Raw genomic sequence first — 15,843 nt, forward strand, 5'->3', positions numbered from 1 at the left:
TCGTCTCGGTGTCCGCGGTGATGAAGGTGACCTGGCGGCCGAGCACGCCGCCTTTGGCATTGAACTCGTCGATCGCCATCTTGATGCCGCGGAAGTCATCCTGTCCGCTGTTGCCGTATTGACCGCTGGCGTCGCAGGTCAGGCCCAGCTTGATCGGCTTCGCGCCTTGCGCCCAGGCATGATTCTCTTTCCACGGCCCAAAGAAGCTGCCGGCGCCGCCGATGACGCTGGCCATCAAGCTGCCCTTCAGAACGCTTCGCCGTGAGATCGGACGCCCTCTCATCGTTTCCTCCCGTTTTCGAAGTCTTTTGCTTTTTTCTGCGATTAGAATATTCATTCCATTTGTTATGTAAAGTAGAATATTTGATCCAAACGGTGAAATGCCGTTAAACAGGCGACCGACCTGGAGACCCGAGACGATGAACAAGGCCCAAGGCGCGATGAGCTACGACGAGCTGCGCAGCGCCATTGCGYAGCGGCACCGCGCGTTGTCGGGCCGGCTGCAGCAGATCGCGGAGTTCGTGCTCGATCACCCGACCGATGTCGCGCTCGGCACCGTGGCCGAGGTGGCGCAGCGTTCGGGCGTACCGCCCTCGGCGATCGTTCGCTTCGCCCACGCGCTCGGCTTCGGCGGCTTCACCGAGATGCAGCAGGTGTTCCGCTCCCGCCTCGTCGCCGGAGTTGCGCCGAGCTACAAGGCGCGGCTCGCCCGCATGAAGAGCGAGGAGAAATCCGTGCTCGGCCGACAGCCCGCCGCTGTGTTGTCGCGCTTCGTCTCGGAAGCGCAATCATCGCTGGTCACGCTGAGCCAGTCCGTGCACGCGCGCGAGCTCGACGCTGCGACAGCGATCCTCGCCAAGGCGCGCGACATCTATCTGCTCGGCCTCGGCGGCTCGTTTCCGGTTGCGACCCACCTCGCCTACGTGCTGCGCAAGCTCGGACGTCGTGTCGTCCTGCTCGACGGCACGGGCGGCAGCATCCACGAGCAGTCGCATGCCGCAACCGTGGAGGACGCGCTGGTCGCGATCAGCTTCCGGAACTACTATCCGGATACGGCGCGGCTATTTCCCGAACTCGTCGCACGTGGCGTGCCCACGATCTCCATCACCGATAGCCTCCTGAGCCCGATCGTCGAAGGCGCGCGCGTCGTGTTCGAGATCCAGGACATGCCCGAGCCGGCGCTGCGCAYGCTGGTCGCGCCGATGTGCCTCGTGCAGGCGATGGCGATCGGCCTCGATCTCGCGGCAGACTGACGTTTCATAACAGGGGAAGATCATGGCAGCACATGACGGGAAGATATTGTCAGAACAGGTGGCACTGGTGACCGGCGCGGGGCGCGGGCTCGGCCGCGCCTTTGCGGAGAAGCTTGCCGCGCTCGGCGCCGACGTCGCCATCCACGGCATGCGCGAGAACGGGCCGGCGGAATATGGTGAGGGTACCACCCTCACCGCGGTCGCCGCGGAGATTGGCCAGGAGTTCAGCGTCCGCAGCCAGCGCGTGCTCGGCGATCTCACCAAGGGTGACGAGATCGCGCGCGTGATTGCCGAGACCGAGGCGGCACTCGGACCGATCGACATCCTCGTGCACAATGCCGGCGGCGATATCGCAGCCGCCGGCGGCAAGCCCGACCCGAACGACGCGGTGAACATCAAGGAGGCCGATGTGCGCGCGGTGCTGGAGCGCAACCTGCTCTCGACCATCCTGACCTGCCAGGCGGTCGCGCGCGGCATGATGGAGCGGCGTCGCGGCCGCATCGTCACGCTGGGCTCGGTCGCCGCCTTCAAGGGGCGCACCCAGGGCTCGATCTATGCGGTGTCGAAGGCCGGCGTGACCCACTACACGCGATGCCTGGCCGACCAGCTCCGCCCCTACGACATCGCCGTCAACTGCATCGCTCCGGGCGATACCCGCACCGGCCGCTTCCTCGGCACGCGCGCGGTGGACCCCGACCGGATGGTCGAGACCGGCACGCTCGATCGCATCGCGACCGTCGACGAGGTCGCGCGCGTCGTCGAATTCTTCGCCGGTCCCATGGGCGCGTTCGTCTCGGGCCAGGTGCTGAGGATCGACGGCGGCGGACAGTGCTGGCCGGGCTGAAGCGCATCCACGACGCAGGACAAAGAAAAGGGCCGCTGTCAGCGGCCCTTTCTCATCGGAAATGAACCGAGATCAGTCGACCCGCGACAGCACCGCAAGCTTGCGGATGCCCTTGTTGCGGTAGGCGTCGAGGAACGCGTAATAGTCCTTGAACGACACGCAGCCGTTGGAATCGCCGTTCGGCCCGAGCATGAAGGTGTGGGCGAGCAGGCCGTCGCGGCCGTAGATCGCGCTCTCGCCGCCGATCGGGGTCAGGCGCAGCGCGGGCACGCCGTGGAACAGCGCCTCGCGCGGCTTCAGCGTGTAGATGTGCGGCGGGGTCACGCCGCGCATGCGGATCCGCGAGGAACGGGGATCGTCGAGATTGGAGCCGAGCCCGGAATGCGCCTCGAGCTTGGTGCCGTCGGGCAGGTAAACCATCTTGGCGCTGATGTCGTAGACCGCCGTGTCGCGCTCATAGGGCGCCGAGCCGCCGAGCATCGGGTTCTGCTCCCTCGGCGCGATGCTCGCGGTCACGCTGGCATCGGCGGATGCATAGGCCAGCAGCCCGCCGGACGGCTCGCGCTTACCCCAAAGCTTTTCGACCATGGACTGGCGCGGCCCGGTGATCGACATCACCGCCGCCTTGGCACGATCGGCAAAGGATTTTGGCTTCGCCTCAGGCGCCGGCACGATCTCGGCCGGATCGGCCGAGGCGAGCTGCATCTGCGCATCCGGCGCGCGCTTGCCCTTGGCGGCATCCGCGACCTTGTCAGCGACCTTGGCCGCGGCCGGCTTCAGCGCGTCCGCGACCTTCGCGATCACGCCCTGCTTCGGGGCTGCGACGGCGACCTGGGTTGCGGGCACGGCGCCCGCCGCGTTCGAGGGAACGCCCTGCGTCGCAGCCGCGGCAAAGCGCTCGTTGAACGCCTCGCGCGAGATGGGCGCGGCGACCTGGAGCCGGTCGGGCAGCAGCGCAAAGGTCTCCCTGATGGCCTCGCCCGCCTCACGCAGCGCCACCCTGGGCGCGCGCTTGATCACGGGCTCGTCGTAACCAATGCTGCCGACGGTCGGATAGACGCTGGCGCCGAAGACGTTGCTGTAGATGGTCCAGCCGGCGCCCATCACGACGCAGCCGATCGCCGCGGCGCCAAGCCAATTGGTGGCAGTCATTTTCCGGGAAGGCTTCCGATATGAATTCTTGCCAGGATTTTTGGACTTCCGTGCCGCGTTACTCTGCGCAGCGATACTCGTACTCATTCGCCTTGCGTCCAGGACGGTGTCACTCAGTCCCCCTTCGAAGTGCCGTTGCTGGTCACGGTCCGGGAACAGCATCTCGCAGAGGGTCGGAGCGTCATTAAGGCGACTTTTAGTTAAATGCAGATTAAGTTCGGGCGGATCTGGGGCACCGGGTCAACGCTGTCCCATTTCGAGAAAAAAGCCCGCAGAACTACGGACTTAGTCGCGTCTGTTAACCATGTTTCTCGGCCGGTTCGACCCTTACATCAGGTGCCTCCGGCCGTCTCCCAAGGCGCATCCAACCACGTCAATTTCGTGGTCTTCAGCGTCGCCAAACCATAGCTCCGAAGCGTTGCGCGAGGCTGGCGTCCGCAGCCGTCCGACGCCCGAGCGCCGGTCCGCAGCCCCTCGCGCAAGCACCGCCTGACCGAAAGTTGATCGCGCGCAAGCTGGAAATGGAGCCGGCGAGAAATTAGCTCCCAATACGGCACTTTTCAGCAGCCTCTGCGCGTGATACGGTACCGTATCAGCATCGCCTTGAAACGTGCCGCGCACGATTGGGAGGCTGCCATGAGAAGCGTCGCGCGCGCCGGATTTTTCGCTCTGGCGTGGTCATTCCTGTTGATTGGATACGCAGCCGCGCAGCCTGTCGCCAATTCGGGCTGCACGCCATCGCCGTCCGCCGCCGGCACGCAGACATGGCGCTGCGACAATGGCATCACGATCGTTGCGGAAAACGGCGCCCGATTTGAACTTAAAGACGCCAACCGCGACGGACATATTGACTCCGTGGAATTGAGCAGCAAAGCCCTGCTGATCGAAGTTCCCAAAAAGCCCGGCGGCAATCCGTTCAAGGTGCTGACGCCGCAGGCGATCGCCGCTGTGCGCGGCACCAAATGGGCCGTCGATGTCGCCGAGGCAAAGACATCGGTGTTCGTCGCCGACGGACGTGTCGGCGTGAGCCGCAGGTCTCGCGGACGCGGCGTCGTGCTCGGACCCGGCGAAGGTGTCGACGTCGAAGCGACCGGCGCGCTGACCGTCAAGCAATGGGGCCAGCCGCGCATCAACGCCCTGATGGCGAGGCTTGGTCAATAAGGCTTGGCCAACAAGGCTTGGGCAAAAGGCCCGGACAACAGGGCCCGGACAACAGAGAAGATTGCAGTACGACCTAATGAATAGACGCGTTCAGATTCTGGTGGCCCTCGTCCTCACCGCGTTGTGGGGCGCCGGCATCTATGCCGGCCACGCCAACGGCCATCTGCGCTTTCTCGATCGCCTCGAGGCAACGCTGACGGATTTCCGGACGCTCGCCCGTGGCGTGCTGCGTCCGCCCGATCTCGTCACCATCGTCGCGATCGACGACACCGTGGTGAAGCGTGGCGGCAGCTATCCGTTGCCGCGCGCCGATCTCGCCCGGGTCGTCGACACCATCGTGCAGTTCAGGCCGAAGGTCGTCGCAATCGACCTGCTCCTGGTCGACCGCAGCGCCGCGATCGGCGATGCGACGCTGGCAAATACGCTCGCCACCGGCCCCATGGTCCTTGCCGCCGCGGCGATCTTCCCGACCGCCAGCGAGACCGTGGCAACGAGCAGCGAGGGCCCGCTTGCCGCCCTGCCCCAGGCCGAGCGCTTCCTGTTGCCGCTGCCCGCGTTCGCCGATCACGCCGACGTCGGCGTCGTCAACGTCGCGACGGGACAGTCGGGCTCGCCGCTCTCGGTGCCGATGCTGTTTCGCACCCGCGACAAGGTCGAGCTGTCGTTCCCGTTGCGGGTGGCGAGCCGTGCGCTCGATCAACCGCTGACGATCGCGCCGGACCACCTCATGCTCGGTGATCGTGCGGTGCCGACCGACACCGACTTCGCGCTGCCGATCACCTATTACGGCCCGCGCCGCACCATCCGCACCGTCAGCGCGCAGAGCATATTCGACGGCACGCTCGACCGCGCCGCGATCGAGAACCGGATCGTCGTGATCGGCGCCTCGGTCTCCGGCGGCGGCGACTTCTACCCGACGCCGTTCGATTCCCTGATGCCCGGCGTCGAGGTGATCTCGACCGCGATCACCCATCTCGTCGCCGGCGACGGCATCGTGCGCGACCGCAAGGTCCATATCGCCGACGCGCTCGCCGCGATCCTGCTGCCGATGCTGCTGGTGGGCCTGCTGGCCTGGCGGCGAAGCGCGTTCGGCCTGGTCGCAGCCGCCGTGGTGATGATGGCGTGGGCCGCGCTCAATTTGTTCGCGTTCACGCACGGCATCTGGCTGAATGCGGCGACCACGCTCGCCGCCGCAGTGCCGCCGGTTGCGGTCTTCGCCGGCGTGCAGTTGTGGGCGGGAGGCCGTCGCACGCAATATCTCACCGCCAAGAGCCGGTCGCTCGCGCAATTCCAGGCGCCCGCGGTGCAGGAGTGGCTGGCCCGCGACCCCGATTTCCTGGCGAAGCCGGTCCGGCAGAACGCAGCAATCGTCTTCATCGATCTGTCCGGCTTCACGGCGCTGAGCGAACGGATCGATCCGACCGCGCTCAGGGATCTCCTGAAGGCATTCCACGCATTGATCGACAGGGCGGCGGTCGACCGTGGCGGCATGGTCACCGGCTTTCTCGGCGACGGCGCCATGATCCTGTTCGGCTTGCCGAGCGCGATGCCGGACGACGCCGCCCGCGCGCTGAGGTGCGCGATCGACCTGCACCGCAGCGTCGAACGCTGGATCGCCTCGCTGCCCCCTGAGATCGGGGACCAGGTCGGCTTCAAGATCGGCGCGCATTTCGGCCCCATCGTCGCCTCCCGCCTCGGCGAGAGCCACCAGCACATCACCGCGACGGGCGACACCGTCAACGTGGCCAGCCGGTTGATGGAGGTCGCGGCGCAGAACGATGCGCGGCTCGCGCTGAGCGATACGCTGCTCGATGCGGCCGACTTCCTGGGCGATCCCGACAGCACCCTGAAAGGCCCGCTGCGCACGCAAGTCCGCGGGCGATCCGGCACGGTCGCCGTCTGGTTCTGGCGCGACGAGAGCAAGCCGAGCCACGCCGCCGCCAGGACCGAGATGATGGACTGAACTCCACCGCTCCCCACCCAACACGCCGCCGTCGTCCCGGCGAAGGCCGGGACCCATAACTCCAGGGAGCAGTTTGACGAAGGCTGGTAGTGAACAGGTCTTCGCGCGGTACAGGCACCTGCGCTCATCGATGGATCACGCGGTATGGGTCCCGGCCTTCGCCGGGACGACCGAGGAGGCAGCTACCGCGCCTCCGGCGGCGGCGAGCGGTCCAGCACGTCGCCCTTGGCACCTTCCAGCAGATCGATGCCGTAGGTCTCGACCACGAGCGGCCCGCGCTTGCGCTGCAATTGCGCAACGCGCGTCACCTGCGCAAAGAGGTCGTTGAGGAAGGGGTGGCCGTCGGGACGCGGCTCATCAACATAGATCAGCTTGCCCGCAAGCAGTCCCGGATCGGGCTCKGGCATGTTGACCCAGCGGATGCGCTGGTTCTGCTGCACCACGCAGGTGCCGCGCGGCAGATAGAAGGCCAGCCAGCCTGTCGTGCCGTAATCCGGCGCCAGCACGCAGGTCGCACCGACACGCACACGCACGGCCTCGATCTCGGATGCGAGCTCGCGCCAGCCGACACCGACGCTGCGCACGGTCGCATCGCGGCGATAGCCGGAGAGCCAGCCCGTGTTGGCCTGCACGATGAGCGCTGCAAACATCACGATGCCGGTGGGCGCGGCCCAGCGCAGGCAGAAATCCACCAGGCGCCGCTGGCGTGGCTTCCACTGCACGAGGTTGGCGGCGGCAGCAGCCGCGACGACGAAGGGCGGATAGACCGGCGCGAACCAGTTGGCCTCGACGCGGGCGTGCAGCGAATGCCAGACGAAATAGGCGACGATGGTCCAGAACAGGGTCTCGATCAGCACGCGCGAGGCCAGCGCGCCGGCCCTGCGCCAGGTCAGCGCGTGCAGCCCCATCGCGCCGAGGATGAAGACCAGCGGCGTTGCGAACGCGATCTGGGTCGGGATCAGCTCGGCAATGAAGACGGGCCGGAAGTCTTCGACCTTTGCGCGCCCGAGCTGCTTTGCGAACGAGACCCATTGATGGTCCGCATTCCAGAGCATCACCGGCGAAAACAGCGCCAGGGCAACGACGCCGCCGAGATAGGGCCAGGGCGAGAGCAACCAGCGCCTGAGCTTTGGCACCGCCGCGAGCCAGATCAGGATCGCCGGGCCGAAGAACATCGCAGTATATTTCGACAGCAGCGCCGCGCCGACGGCGGCGCCGACAGCGAGCCACCAGACACCGCGGCCGGTCTCCAGCACCTTGGCGAGGAAGAACAGCACGAAGCTGGAGGCGACCAGCAGCGGCGCATCGGGCGTCACGATCAGCGTGCCGACCGCGGCCATCAGCGTCACGTTGAGCAGGATGGCGCTGGTCGCAGCGACGCGCGCGCCGCCGAACAGGATCGCGGCTGAGCGATAGATCGCATAGCTCATCGGCAGCGCGAGCAGGATCGAGACCAGCCGGACGCCGAGCTCGGTATCGCCGGCGATCATGGTGCCGGCGCGGATCACGTAGGCGACCATCGGCGGGTGGTCGTAATAACCGCCCGCCAGGTTCTTCGACCACATCCAGTAATAGGCTTCGTCGAAGGTGATCGGCGTGAAGGCGGCCGCGACCAGCCGCAAGCCGACCAGCGCAAGGATCACCAGCGCCGTATTGCGGACAATCCGCGCGTCAGCCCCGCCCATACCGGTTTCCTTAACGCGTTTCCTTGGCTGCTTCCCTGGCGCGCTATTTCTTGCGCCAGACGAACAGTCCGGACATCGCGTAGTTCCACACCACGCCCATCAGCGCGCCAGCCGCACCTGCAAGCCACCAGATCGGCTCCTGGTCATAGACCGAGAAGGCAACGCCGACATTGGCGAGCAGGCCGACGCTACACACGATGTAGAAGGCGATCAGGCCGCGCAGAAGCGCAAAACCCTTCAGCCGCTGATCGCGATAGGTGAGGAAATTGTTGAGGATGAAATTGCTGGTCATGGCAACGAGCGCGCCCGCGGCCTGCGCCTCCGCGAACGGCTCCTTGAACAGCTCAAGCCCGATGAACAGCGTCGTGAGATGCACCACGAGGCCGGTGCCGCCGACCATCGCGAACAACAGGAAGCGCAGCGAGACAGCGTCGTTGGTGAACTTGGCCAGCACCAGGCCGAGGAAGTCCAGCGCGACCATGGAATCGAGCTTGCTCTCGCCGTGCTGCCGCTCACCGAACGTGTAGGGAATTTCAACGGCGCGCAAGCTGCCGTTCGCRCTGGCGACGACGTCGAGCAGGATCTTGAAGCCGTGCACGGAGAGCTTTGGCGCCAGCTCCTCGAAACGATTGGAGCGAATCATGAAGAAGCCGCTCATGGGATCGGCGATCTCGACCCGCAGCATCTTCTTCGCCACCTCGGTGGCGAGCGCGCTGGCGCCGGCGCGCTGCTTGTTGAAGCCTTCGCTCTTGTAGCCCTCGATGTAGCGGCTGCCGACGACGAGATCGGCCTGCCCGCTCGCGAGCAGCGACAGCATCTTCGGCAGTTGCGTCTCGTCATGCTGGAGGTCGGCGTCGATCACCGCCGCATAGGGCGCGCTGGAGGCCAGGATGCCCTCGATGCAGGCGCCCGACAGGCCGCGACGGCCGATGCGCCGGATGCAGCGCACGCGGTTGTCGCGCTGCGCCAGCGCGCGCACGACGTCCCAGGTGCCGTCTGGCGAATTGTCGTCGACGAACACGACCTCCCAGGCGATGCCGGCCRGCACCGCCTCCAGCCGCCGGTACAGCACCGTGACGTTGTCGCGCTCGTTGAAGGTCGGGACGATGACCGACAAATCCGGCGACCGCGAAGCCGTCGTTGGGGCCTGCGGCGGGTTGTCGGGGCCCGGTCTGATCGCTTCATTCATGACGGCAGCGTATATCCGCCGCGTCCTGCGATGCCAAGCCGGGGTTTCTCTGGGGAAGGGCCTAAAAAGGGCCCCAAAATGCCAACGACCCCGGAACAACGGGCGCGCGTACATCCGGCGCAGCCTGAGCTATCCCAAGGTCGTCCCAGCAACGGAGATTGTCACTCAACGTTGCCGTTAGTAGCTAGATAGGAACGACATAGACGCTTCGCAAGGGGCCCCAGGGCCCATTTCGAGCCCCTATTGATTGGGAACGTCCCGGATCACCGGACCGCGCGGCGCGGGCGCGGCAGGAGCCGCGGGCGCCATGGCGGCCGGGGCGTCGACTTTTGCCGGCTTGGCGGGCTTGCCGTACTGGCCGATCGGTCCGAAGACGACGGCGACCGCAAGCACCATCGCCGCGACGATCGCGCCAAAAATGCCACCCACCGACTCAGACGACATAGCAGCCTATCCCCGTTGCAGATGCGGGCAGTGATACCATGGATGAGCGCGCGGCCGGAAGGGGCCGAGGCGTCAACGGTTAATGGGGCTATTTCTGTGGCGGCTTGTGCTTGACGAAGGCCGTGACGATGTCCCTCTGCGCCGACTCCACCGCCCTGTTCGCAGTCGCGAGATGCGCACCGGAATCAATGTTCGGATATTGCGTGGTCAGAAAGTCGAGCAGCGCCACCCGGTAATATTGCCGCTCCGACGGACAGGCGCCGGCAACCGATCGGCCAAAATCCTGTTCCGATAGGCCCTGATTGCTGTCGCGCGAATATTCCCGCGCCAGGCAATGCCAGTAATCGTCGCGGCCCTGAATGGCGAGCTTCTGCGCGCCCTTCGCATCATCATCGTCAGCCAAAGCCGCAGATGTCATGGCAGCAGATGTCATCATGACGAGCGCGGCTCCGACCATCAGCATCCGCATCTTGTTCTCCTTTTTCGCAGACCCGTGGCAAAGCTTAGACGGCACGCCGCAACTGGCCAATCACATCTGGTTTGATTAGGATGAAGTCCTTCCCCTCCTCGTCGATGCGAGATCCTCCCGTGGCCAAAGCAAAAACCGCGTCAAAAAAATCCGGCAACATCTTCATCGGCGTCGGCGGCTGGACTTTCGAGCCGTGGCGCGGCGTGTTCTATCCGGAGAAGCTGACGCAGGCGAAGGAGCTGTCCTACGCGGCCTCGAAGCTGACCTCGATCGAGATCAACGGCACCTATTACGGCTCGCAGAAGCCGGAGAGCTTTCGCAAATGGGCAGCCGAGGTGCCGGAGGGTTTTGTGTTCTCGGTCAAGGGGCCGCGCTTCGCCACCAACCGCCGCGTGCTTGCCGAGGCCGGCGATTCCATCAAGCGGTTCTATGATTCCGGCGTGCTGGAGCTCGGCGACCATCTCGGCCCGGTGCTGTGGCAGTTCGCGCCGACCAAGAAATTCGACGGTGCCGATTTCGGCAAATTCCTCGAGCTCCTGCCGCGCAAGCTCGAGGGACGCGCGCTGCGCCACGTGGTGGAGGTGCGCCACGACAGCTTCTGCGCGCCGGATTTCGTCGCACTGATCCGCGAATTCGAGACGCCGGTGGTGTTCGCCGAGCACGGCAAGTATCCGGCGATCGCCGACGTCGCCGGCGATTTCGTCTATGCCCGACTGCAAAAGGGCAATGACGAGATCAAGACCTGCTATCCGCCGAAGGAGTTGCATGCCTGGAGCAAGCGATTTCAAGCCTGGGCCGACGGCGGCGAACCCGACGACTTGCCGAAGGTCGACAAGGCCAAGCCGAAGAAGGAGCCGCGCGACGTATTCGCCTACGTCATCCACGAGGGCAAGGTGCGCGCGCCGCACGGCGCCATGGAACTGATCGCACGGGTGAGCTGAGGGTCGCTCATGGCAAAGGCGAAGCAGCTCTTCACCATCGGCTATGAGCAGACACCGCCCAAGGCCGTGCTCGACGAATTGGAGCAGGCCGGCGTCAAGCTGGTGGTCGACGTGCGCGCGGTGACCTCGTCGCGCCGGCCGGGCTTCTCCAAGAAGCAGCTCGCCGCCGGCCTGGATGACCGCGGCATCGCCTATGTCCATCTCGCAGCCCTCGGCACACCGAAGGAAGGCCGTCTCGCGGCGCGCAGCGCACAGTTTGACGTACTGGAGAAGATCTATTCAAAGCACCTGAAGACGCCGCAGGCGAGAGAAGAGATGGACGAGCTCTCGGCGCTGGTGAAGAAGGCCGGCCCGGTCTGCCTGCTCTGCTACGAGCGCGACCACACCCATTGTCACCGCCAGATGATCGCGGAGATCATTGAGGAGCGGGATGGCGTGGCGGTGAGGAATTTGGCGGGGCGGCAGGTCTGAACGTCGTTCCGGGGCAGCCCGCGGGGCTGAACCCGGAACCTCGAGATTCCGGGTTCGCGCTCACGCGCGCCCCGGCATGACAACTTAAGCCTCCCCCTCAAGCCGGAACGTCCCCTCCATCATCTTCACACAGTTTCCGCCGACATGGGCGGAGACGATCTTGCCGTCGTGCTTGCGGACGCGTGTCAGCAGCAGGCTCGGCCGGCCCATGTCAAAACCCTGCCCGACCGTGAGTTTCAGTTCGCCGTCACGCGTGGGATCGAGATCGGCGAACAGCGCGGCGGCCGCAACGGTGGCGCTGCCGGTGGCGGGATCTTCGGCGAGACCGCCGGCGCCGCGCATGAACATCCGCGCCTGCCGCCCGCAAGGCGCCTCCGACGCGGGCACATCGCGCGTGTAGAACCACACCGACCGGGCGTCGTCGCGCGGCAATACCCTGGCGAAGGCCGCCGCATCGGGCCTCGCCCGCTTCAGCGCATCGCGCGAATGCAGCTCCGCCACAAGGAACGGCGTCCCGACGCCAACGACTTGCGGCGCGTGGCGATCGGTCCTGATGTCTTCGACAGTCAAGGAGATGCAGGCCGCAACGTCAGCGGCAGAAACCTCCGCCAGTCGCGAGAGCGGCTGCGGCGCGGTGAGTTCGGTGCTGACCACGCTTCCCTGCTCCCGAAAAATGTCGACCGGCACGAGTCCCGCCTTCTCCTCGAACAGGAGCCGCGCCTTCGGCTCCTTCGCGATCGAAGCCAGCACGAAGGCGGTGCCGACATTCGGATGGCCGGCGAAGGGCATCTCCCGGACCGGTGTGAAGATGCGCACCTCCGCGTCATTGGCCTTGTCGCGCGGCGGCAGCACGAAGGTCGTCTCGGAATAGTTGAACTCGGTCGCGATCGCCTGCATCTGCGTGGTTGACAGCCCGCCGGCGTCGAGCACCACGGCGAGCTGGTTGCCGCCGAAGGCGCGGTCGGTGAACACGTCGACGGTGATGTAGCGGCGCTGCATCTTTGCTTCCTCACGCAAGCGGCAGCCGCGATCGGCTGCATCGCCGGCAGTCTACAAGCGGTCGACATCATCCGTCATGCCCCAAAATTCGGAGCATTCGGAGCAATCGCGAACGACGCGTCAGAAGCGGAAGAGCTGATACGGCGATGCCAACACTTGCGCGCGTTCGCCTGGCCCGGCGATCAGCACATCGAGAAACTGCCGATTCTTCGCGTAGCCCTGCGTGGACTCGAACTGGGTGTGCGGCCAGTCGCTGCCCCACAGCAGGCGATCGAGGCCGTAGGCTTCGCGCAACAGCGGATAAGCCTCCTTCGAAAAACTCTCGCCGGCCGCGCCGTTGCGATAGGGCGCCGAGATCTTGACCCAGACGTTTCGCGTCGCGCCGAGCTTCAGCACGGCCTGAAAGCCGGGATCGGCGATGCCAAGCTTGGGATCGGGCAGCGCGTAGTGGTCGAGCACGACGGTCACGCCGTGGTCGAGAAGCTGCGGCGCGAGCACGGCGAGATCGGAGGCGTTGCGCTGGACCTCGACCTGCCAGCCCATGGATTTCACCTGAGCGAGCAGCGTCTTCCATTCGGCCGCGCCGAGATCGGGCAAGGGCTGGCCGACGAGATTGAGGCGGATGCCGACGATCCCGGCGCGGTCGAGCGCGCGCAGTTCGTCCGCGGAGACAGCAGGATCGACGACGGCGATGCCGCGCAGGCGGCCCGCCGCCTGCTTCAGGCACTCGACCAGATAGGCGTTGTCGGCGCCGAGAAAGCTCGGCTGTACCAACACACCATTGGTCATGCCGTTGCGGTCGAGCTGCTCCAGGTAGAGCGACAGCGGCGCGTCGTAGACCGGCGCATAGCGCCGGCCCGGCGCGAGCTTCAGGGCGCGATGGAAGACATGCGCATGGGTGTCGATCGTCGGCAAGGTCGTCTCACTCATCGCGCTGCCCGCGGTCGCGGCGGCCGACATCAGGGATGCGAGGCCCATGCCAAACTGGCGGCGCGTGAGGCCGTGCTGGCCGACTGTCATGGTTGATGCTCCCCATCCGACGTCAGGCGCGCGACGGCGCGGTCTGCTCAAAAACCTTGCCGCGGGTTTCGGGCAGCAGGACCACCGCGATCAGCACCAGCGAATAGGCAAACGCCGCATCGATGCCGATGGCCGGCCCGAGCCCGATATGGTCGCTGAGAAAGCCGACCAGGAACGGGAACGCGGCGGAGACGATGCGGCCGAAATTGTAGCAGAAGCCGACGCCGGTGCCGCGCACGCCCGCCGGATAGAGCTCGCTGAACAGCGCCGCCATGCTCGCGGGGATTCCGGCCGAGAAGAAGCCCAGGGGAAAACCGAGCACCAGCATCTCGCCGTTGGTCAGCGGCGCGAAGATATACACCAGCACGGTGATGATGCAGGCGCTGGCGAAGAAGGCGACATTGGCCCTGCGGCCGATACGGTCGCTGATGATGCCGCTCGCCACGCAGCCACAGAAGAAGGCGACGATGATGACGGCGAGATAGCCGCTGGAGCCCAGCACGGACAAATGCCGCACCTCGCGCAAATAAGTCGGCAAGAAGGTCGTGAGTGCGGCGTAGCCGCCATGCGCGCCAATGCCGAACAGACCACCGATCAGCGTCGAGCGCAGCACGTCGCGATGGAAGATGCCGGAGAGCGTGGCGAAGAACGGCGTCTTCTCGGCTGCGACGGCCCGCGGCGGCTCCTTCAAGCCGCGGCGGATGAAGATGATGAGGAGCGCGGGCAACAGCCCGAGCGCGAACAGCAGCCGCCAGGCGATGTCGGCCGGCGCATAGGTGAAGACCAGCGCCGACAGCAGCACCGCCGCGCCCCAGCCCACTGCCCAGGCGCTCTGCACGGAGCCGAGCGCCTTGCCGCGATGCTCGGGACGGATGATCTCGGCCATCAGCACCGCGCCGCAGGCCCATTCGGCGCCGAAGCCGAGGCCCTGGATCGCCTTGAGCGCCAGAAGCTGGGTGTAGGTCGTCGCAAAGGCGCAGGCGAAGGTCGCCAGCGCAAAGGTCGCGACCGTGATCTGAAGTGCCTTGACGCGGCCGAAGCGGTCGCCGAGTGCGCCGCCGATCCAGCCGCCGAACGCGCCGAAGAACAGCGTGATCGAGCCGAGCAGGCCGGCGTCGGCCTTGCTGATGCCGAACGCCGCGATCAGCGCGGGAATGGCGAGACCGAACATCTGGACGTCGAGCGCATCCAGCGCCCAGCCGCCGAAGCTTGCCCAAAACGTCCGCTTTTCCAGCGGCGAGCATCCGCTGTACCAGTTCGACATTCTTCCTCCCGTAAATTCGTTATTGGTTGGTATCGTTGAAGCCCGCTGTCACCGGATCTCGGCGTGGTAGCGRAAGCGGTCGGCCGGCCCGCGCGAGCGGCGCCATTCGATCGGCCGCCGCTCGAGGTCGAGCGCAAGGCGCTCGATCACGATCAGCGGCGCATGCGCCTCGAGCCGCAGCAGGCGCGCCTGCATTTCGTTGGCCATCTCGACCGTCAGGATTTCCTCGGCCGAGACCACCACCTCGCCGCAGCGCTCCTCGTAGAGTGGATAAAGCAGGTCGCCGAACTCCGCGGTGTCGATGTCGAGGATCGCAGCGAAACGCGATTGCTGGAGCCAGATCTCTTCGGCCAGCAGCGGCACGTCGTCGATCAGGCGCAGACGCGACAGGCTGATGACGGGCTCGCCTGTGGGAATGCGCAGCGCAGACGCAACGGCAGAGGTCGCGGGCACACTCTTGCGCCGGAGGATGCGGCTGTTCGGCACGCGCCGCTCACCGCTCTCGGACTGGAAACGGAAGAAGCGGAACAGCGAGGAATTGAAGCGTGCCCGGCGCACGAAAGTGCCGCGGCCCTGCTGCCGCTCCAAAACGCCGTCGCTGACGAGCTGGTCGATCGCCTTGCGCACGGTGCCGATCGCGACGCCGTAATGCGCGGCGAGCTCGGCCTCAGACGGGATCGATTCGCCCGGCCGCCATTCATTGCGGTTGATCCGCGCGGCGAGGTCGTCGCGCAGGCGCTGGTAGCGTGGCAGGCGGTCATCGAGAGGCGCTGAATTCATATAGTCATATAGATGACTAGATGAAAGCAGAGTCAAGCGCTACTGAAATACCGCAARGACTGGAGCTGGCGGCACGGAGCGGCGCGAGGCCGGGTTGCAGACTTCGCCAACCCGGCCTCGCCCGCTTCGATCGATCGTCAGTTCGTCGTCTTGGGCATGCAGGGCGGCTCCTTGTAGGGGGCAGAGGCATACGCGCCCTCTGCTGGAG

The 15,843-nt window shown here is 65.9% G+C and carries 16 protein-coding genes; 6 read left to right on the forward strand and 10 right to left on the reverse strand.

Features of this window, described 5'->3' with window-relative positions:
- Nucleotides 1-427: ABC transporter substrate-binding protein (locus ACXJL8_RS13105; protein WP_456685083.1), on the reverse strand; the 427-nt coding region annotated here is incomplete at its 3' end.
- Here ACXJL8_RS13105 and ACXJL8_RS13110 point away from each other — a divergent pair.
- Nucleotides 420-1,253, forward strand: coding sequence for a MurR/RpiR family transcriptional regulator (locus ACXJL8_RS13110; protein ID WP_456685084.1), 834 nt, complete (start codon nucleotides 420-422; stop codon nucleotides 1,251-1,253). The two genes, ACXJL8_RS13105 and ACXJL8_RS13110, sit on opposite strands and share 8 nt — an antisense overlap.
- 22 nt (nucleotides 1,254-1,275) lie before the next feature.
- A complete protein-coding gene (locus ACXJL8_RS13115) occupies nucleotides 1,276-2,097 on the forward strand; it encodes an SDR family NAD(P)-dependent oxidoreductase (RefSeq protein ID WP_456618304.1) in 822 nt (273 codons plus the stop codon).
- A 72-nt stretch (nucleotides 2,098-2,169) separates the two neighbouring features.
- Here ACXJL8_RS13115 and ACXJL8_RS13120 read toward each other — a convergent pair whose 3' ends face one another.
- Nucleotides 2,170-3,249: a tlde1 domain-containing protein gene (locus ACXJL8_RS13120; RefSeq protein ID WP_456618305.1), complete on the reverse strand. Its 1,080-nt coding sequence runs from the start codon at nucleotides 3,247-3,249 to the stop codon at nucleotides 2,170-2,172.
- A 636-nt stretch (nucleotides 3,250-3,885) separates the two neighbouring features.
- Between ACXJL8_RS13120 and ACXJL8_RS13125 the strand changes: the two genes are divergently transcribed.
- Complete coding sequence (locus ACXJL8_RS13125; RefSeq protein ID WP_456618306.1) at nucleotides 3,886-4,410, forward strand: FecR domain-containing protein; 525 nt, start codon at nucleotides 3,886-3,888, stop codon at nucleotides 4,408-4,410.
- Between the two features lie 76 nt (nucleotides 4,411-4,486).
- A complete protein-coding gene (locus ACXJL8_RS13130; RefSeq protein ID WP_456618307.1) occupies nucleotides 4,487-6,373 on the forward strand; it encodes a CHASE2 domain-containing protein in 1,887 nt (628 codons plus the stop codon).
- Between the two features lie 182 nt (nucleotides 6,374-6,555).
- Here ACXJL8_RS13130 and ACXJL8_RS13135 read toward each other — a convergent pair whose 3' ends face one another.
- From ACXJL8_RS13135 to ACXJL8_RS13150, 4 genes are all read right to left on the reverse strand, one after another.
- Nucleotides 6,556-8,058, reverse strand: a complete 1,503-nt coding sequence (locus ACXJL8_RS13135; RefSeq protein ID WP_456618308.1) for a glycosyltransferase family 39 protein — start codon at nucleotides 8,056-8,058, stop codon at nucleotides 6,556-6,558.
- 43 nt (nucleotides 8,059-8,101) lie between these two features.
- Nucleotides 8,102-9,247, reverse strand: a complete 1,146-nt coding sequence (locus ACXJL8_RS13140) for a glycosyltransferase (RefSeq protein ID WP_456685085.1) — start codon at nucleotides 9,245-9,247, stop codon at nucleotides 8,102-8,104.
- A 240-nt stretch (nucleotides 9,248-9,487) separates the two neighbouring features.
- A complete protein-coding gene (locus tag ACXJL8_RS13145) occupies nucleotides 9,488-9,691 on the reverse strand; it encodes a hypothetical protein (protein WP_456618310.1) in 204 nt (67 codons plus the stop codon).
- 88 nt (nucleotides 9,692-9,779) lie between these two features.
- Nucleotides 9,780-10,160: a hypothetical protein gene (locus tag ACXJL8_RS13150; protein ID WP_456618349.1), complete on the reverse strand. Its 381-nt coding sequence runs from the start codon at nucleotides 10,158-10,160 to the stop codon at nucleotides 9,780-9,782.
- Between the two features lie 104 nt (nucleotides 10,161-10,264).
- Between ACXJL8_RS13150 and ACXJL8_RS13155 the strand changes: the two genes are divergently transcribed.
- Together ACXJL8_RS13155 and ACXJL8_RS13160 are read left to right on the forward strand one after the other, a co-directional pair.
- Entirely contained in the window at nucleotides 10,265-11,101 is an 837-nt protein-coding gene (locus ACXJL8_RS13155; protein WP_456618350.1) for a DUF72 domain-containing protein, read from the forward strand.
- A 9-nt stretch (nucleotides 11,102-11,110) separates the two neighbouring features.
- Nucleotides 11,111-11,572, forward strand: coding sequence for a DUF488 domain-containing protein (locus ACXJL8_RS13160; RefSeq protein ID WP_456618311.1), 462 nt, complete (start codon nucleotides 11,111-11,113; stop codon nucleotides 11,570-11,572).
- 84 nt (nucleotides 11,573-11,656) lie between these two features.
- On the opposite strand, the gene ACXJL8_RS13165 is transcribed toward ACXJL8_RS13160, so the two are convergent.
- The 4 genes from ACXJL8_RS13165 to ACXJL8_RS13180 form a co-directional block, all read right to left on the reverse strand.
- Nucleotides 11,657-12,571, reverse strand: coding sequence for a PhzF family phenazine biosynthesis protein (locus ACXJL8_RS13165; RefSeq protein ID WP_456618312.1), 915 nt, complete (start codon nucleotides 12,569-12,571; stop codon nucleotides 11,657-11,659).
- Nucleotides 12,572-12,691: 120 nt separating this feature from the next.
- The gene (locus ACXJL8_RS13170; protein ID WP_456618313.1) at nucleotides 12,692-13,591 is read right to left on the reverse strand and encodes an amidohydrolase family protein; all 900 of its coding nucleotides are present in this window, start codon (nucleotides 13,589-13,591) and stop codon (nucleotides 12,692-12,694) included.
- Between the two features lie 22 nt (nucleotides 13,592-13,613).
- Nucleotides 13,614-14,855: an MFS transporter gene (locus tag ACXJL8_RS13175; RefSeq protein ID WP_456618314.1), complete on the reverse strand. Its 1,242-nt coding sequence runs from the start codon at nucleotides 14,853-14,855 to the stop codon at nucleotides 13,614-13,616.
- 48 nt (nucleotides 14,856-14,903) lie between these two features.
- A complete protein-coding gene (locus ACXJL8_RS13180; RefSeq protein WP_456618315.1) occupies nucleotides 14,904-15,635 on the reverse strand; it encodes a GntR family transcriptional regulator in 732 nt (243 codons plus the stop codon).
- Between the last annotated feature and the right edge of the window lie 208 nt (nucleotides 15,636-15,843).

The organism is Bradyrhizobium sp. P5_C11_2, from assembly GCF_054049755.1.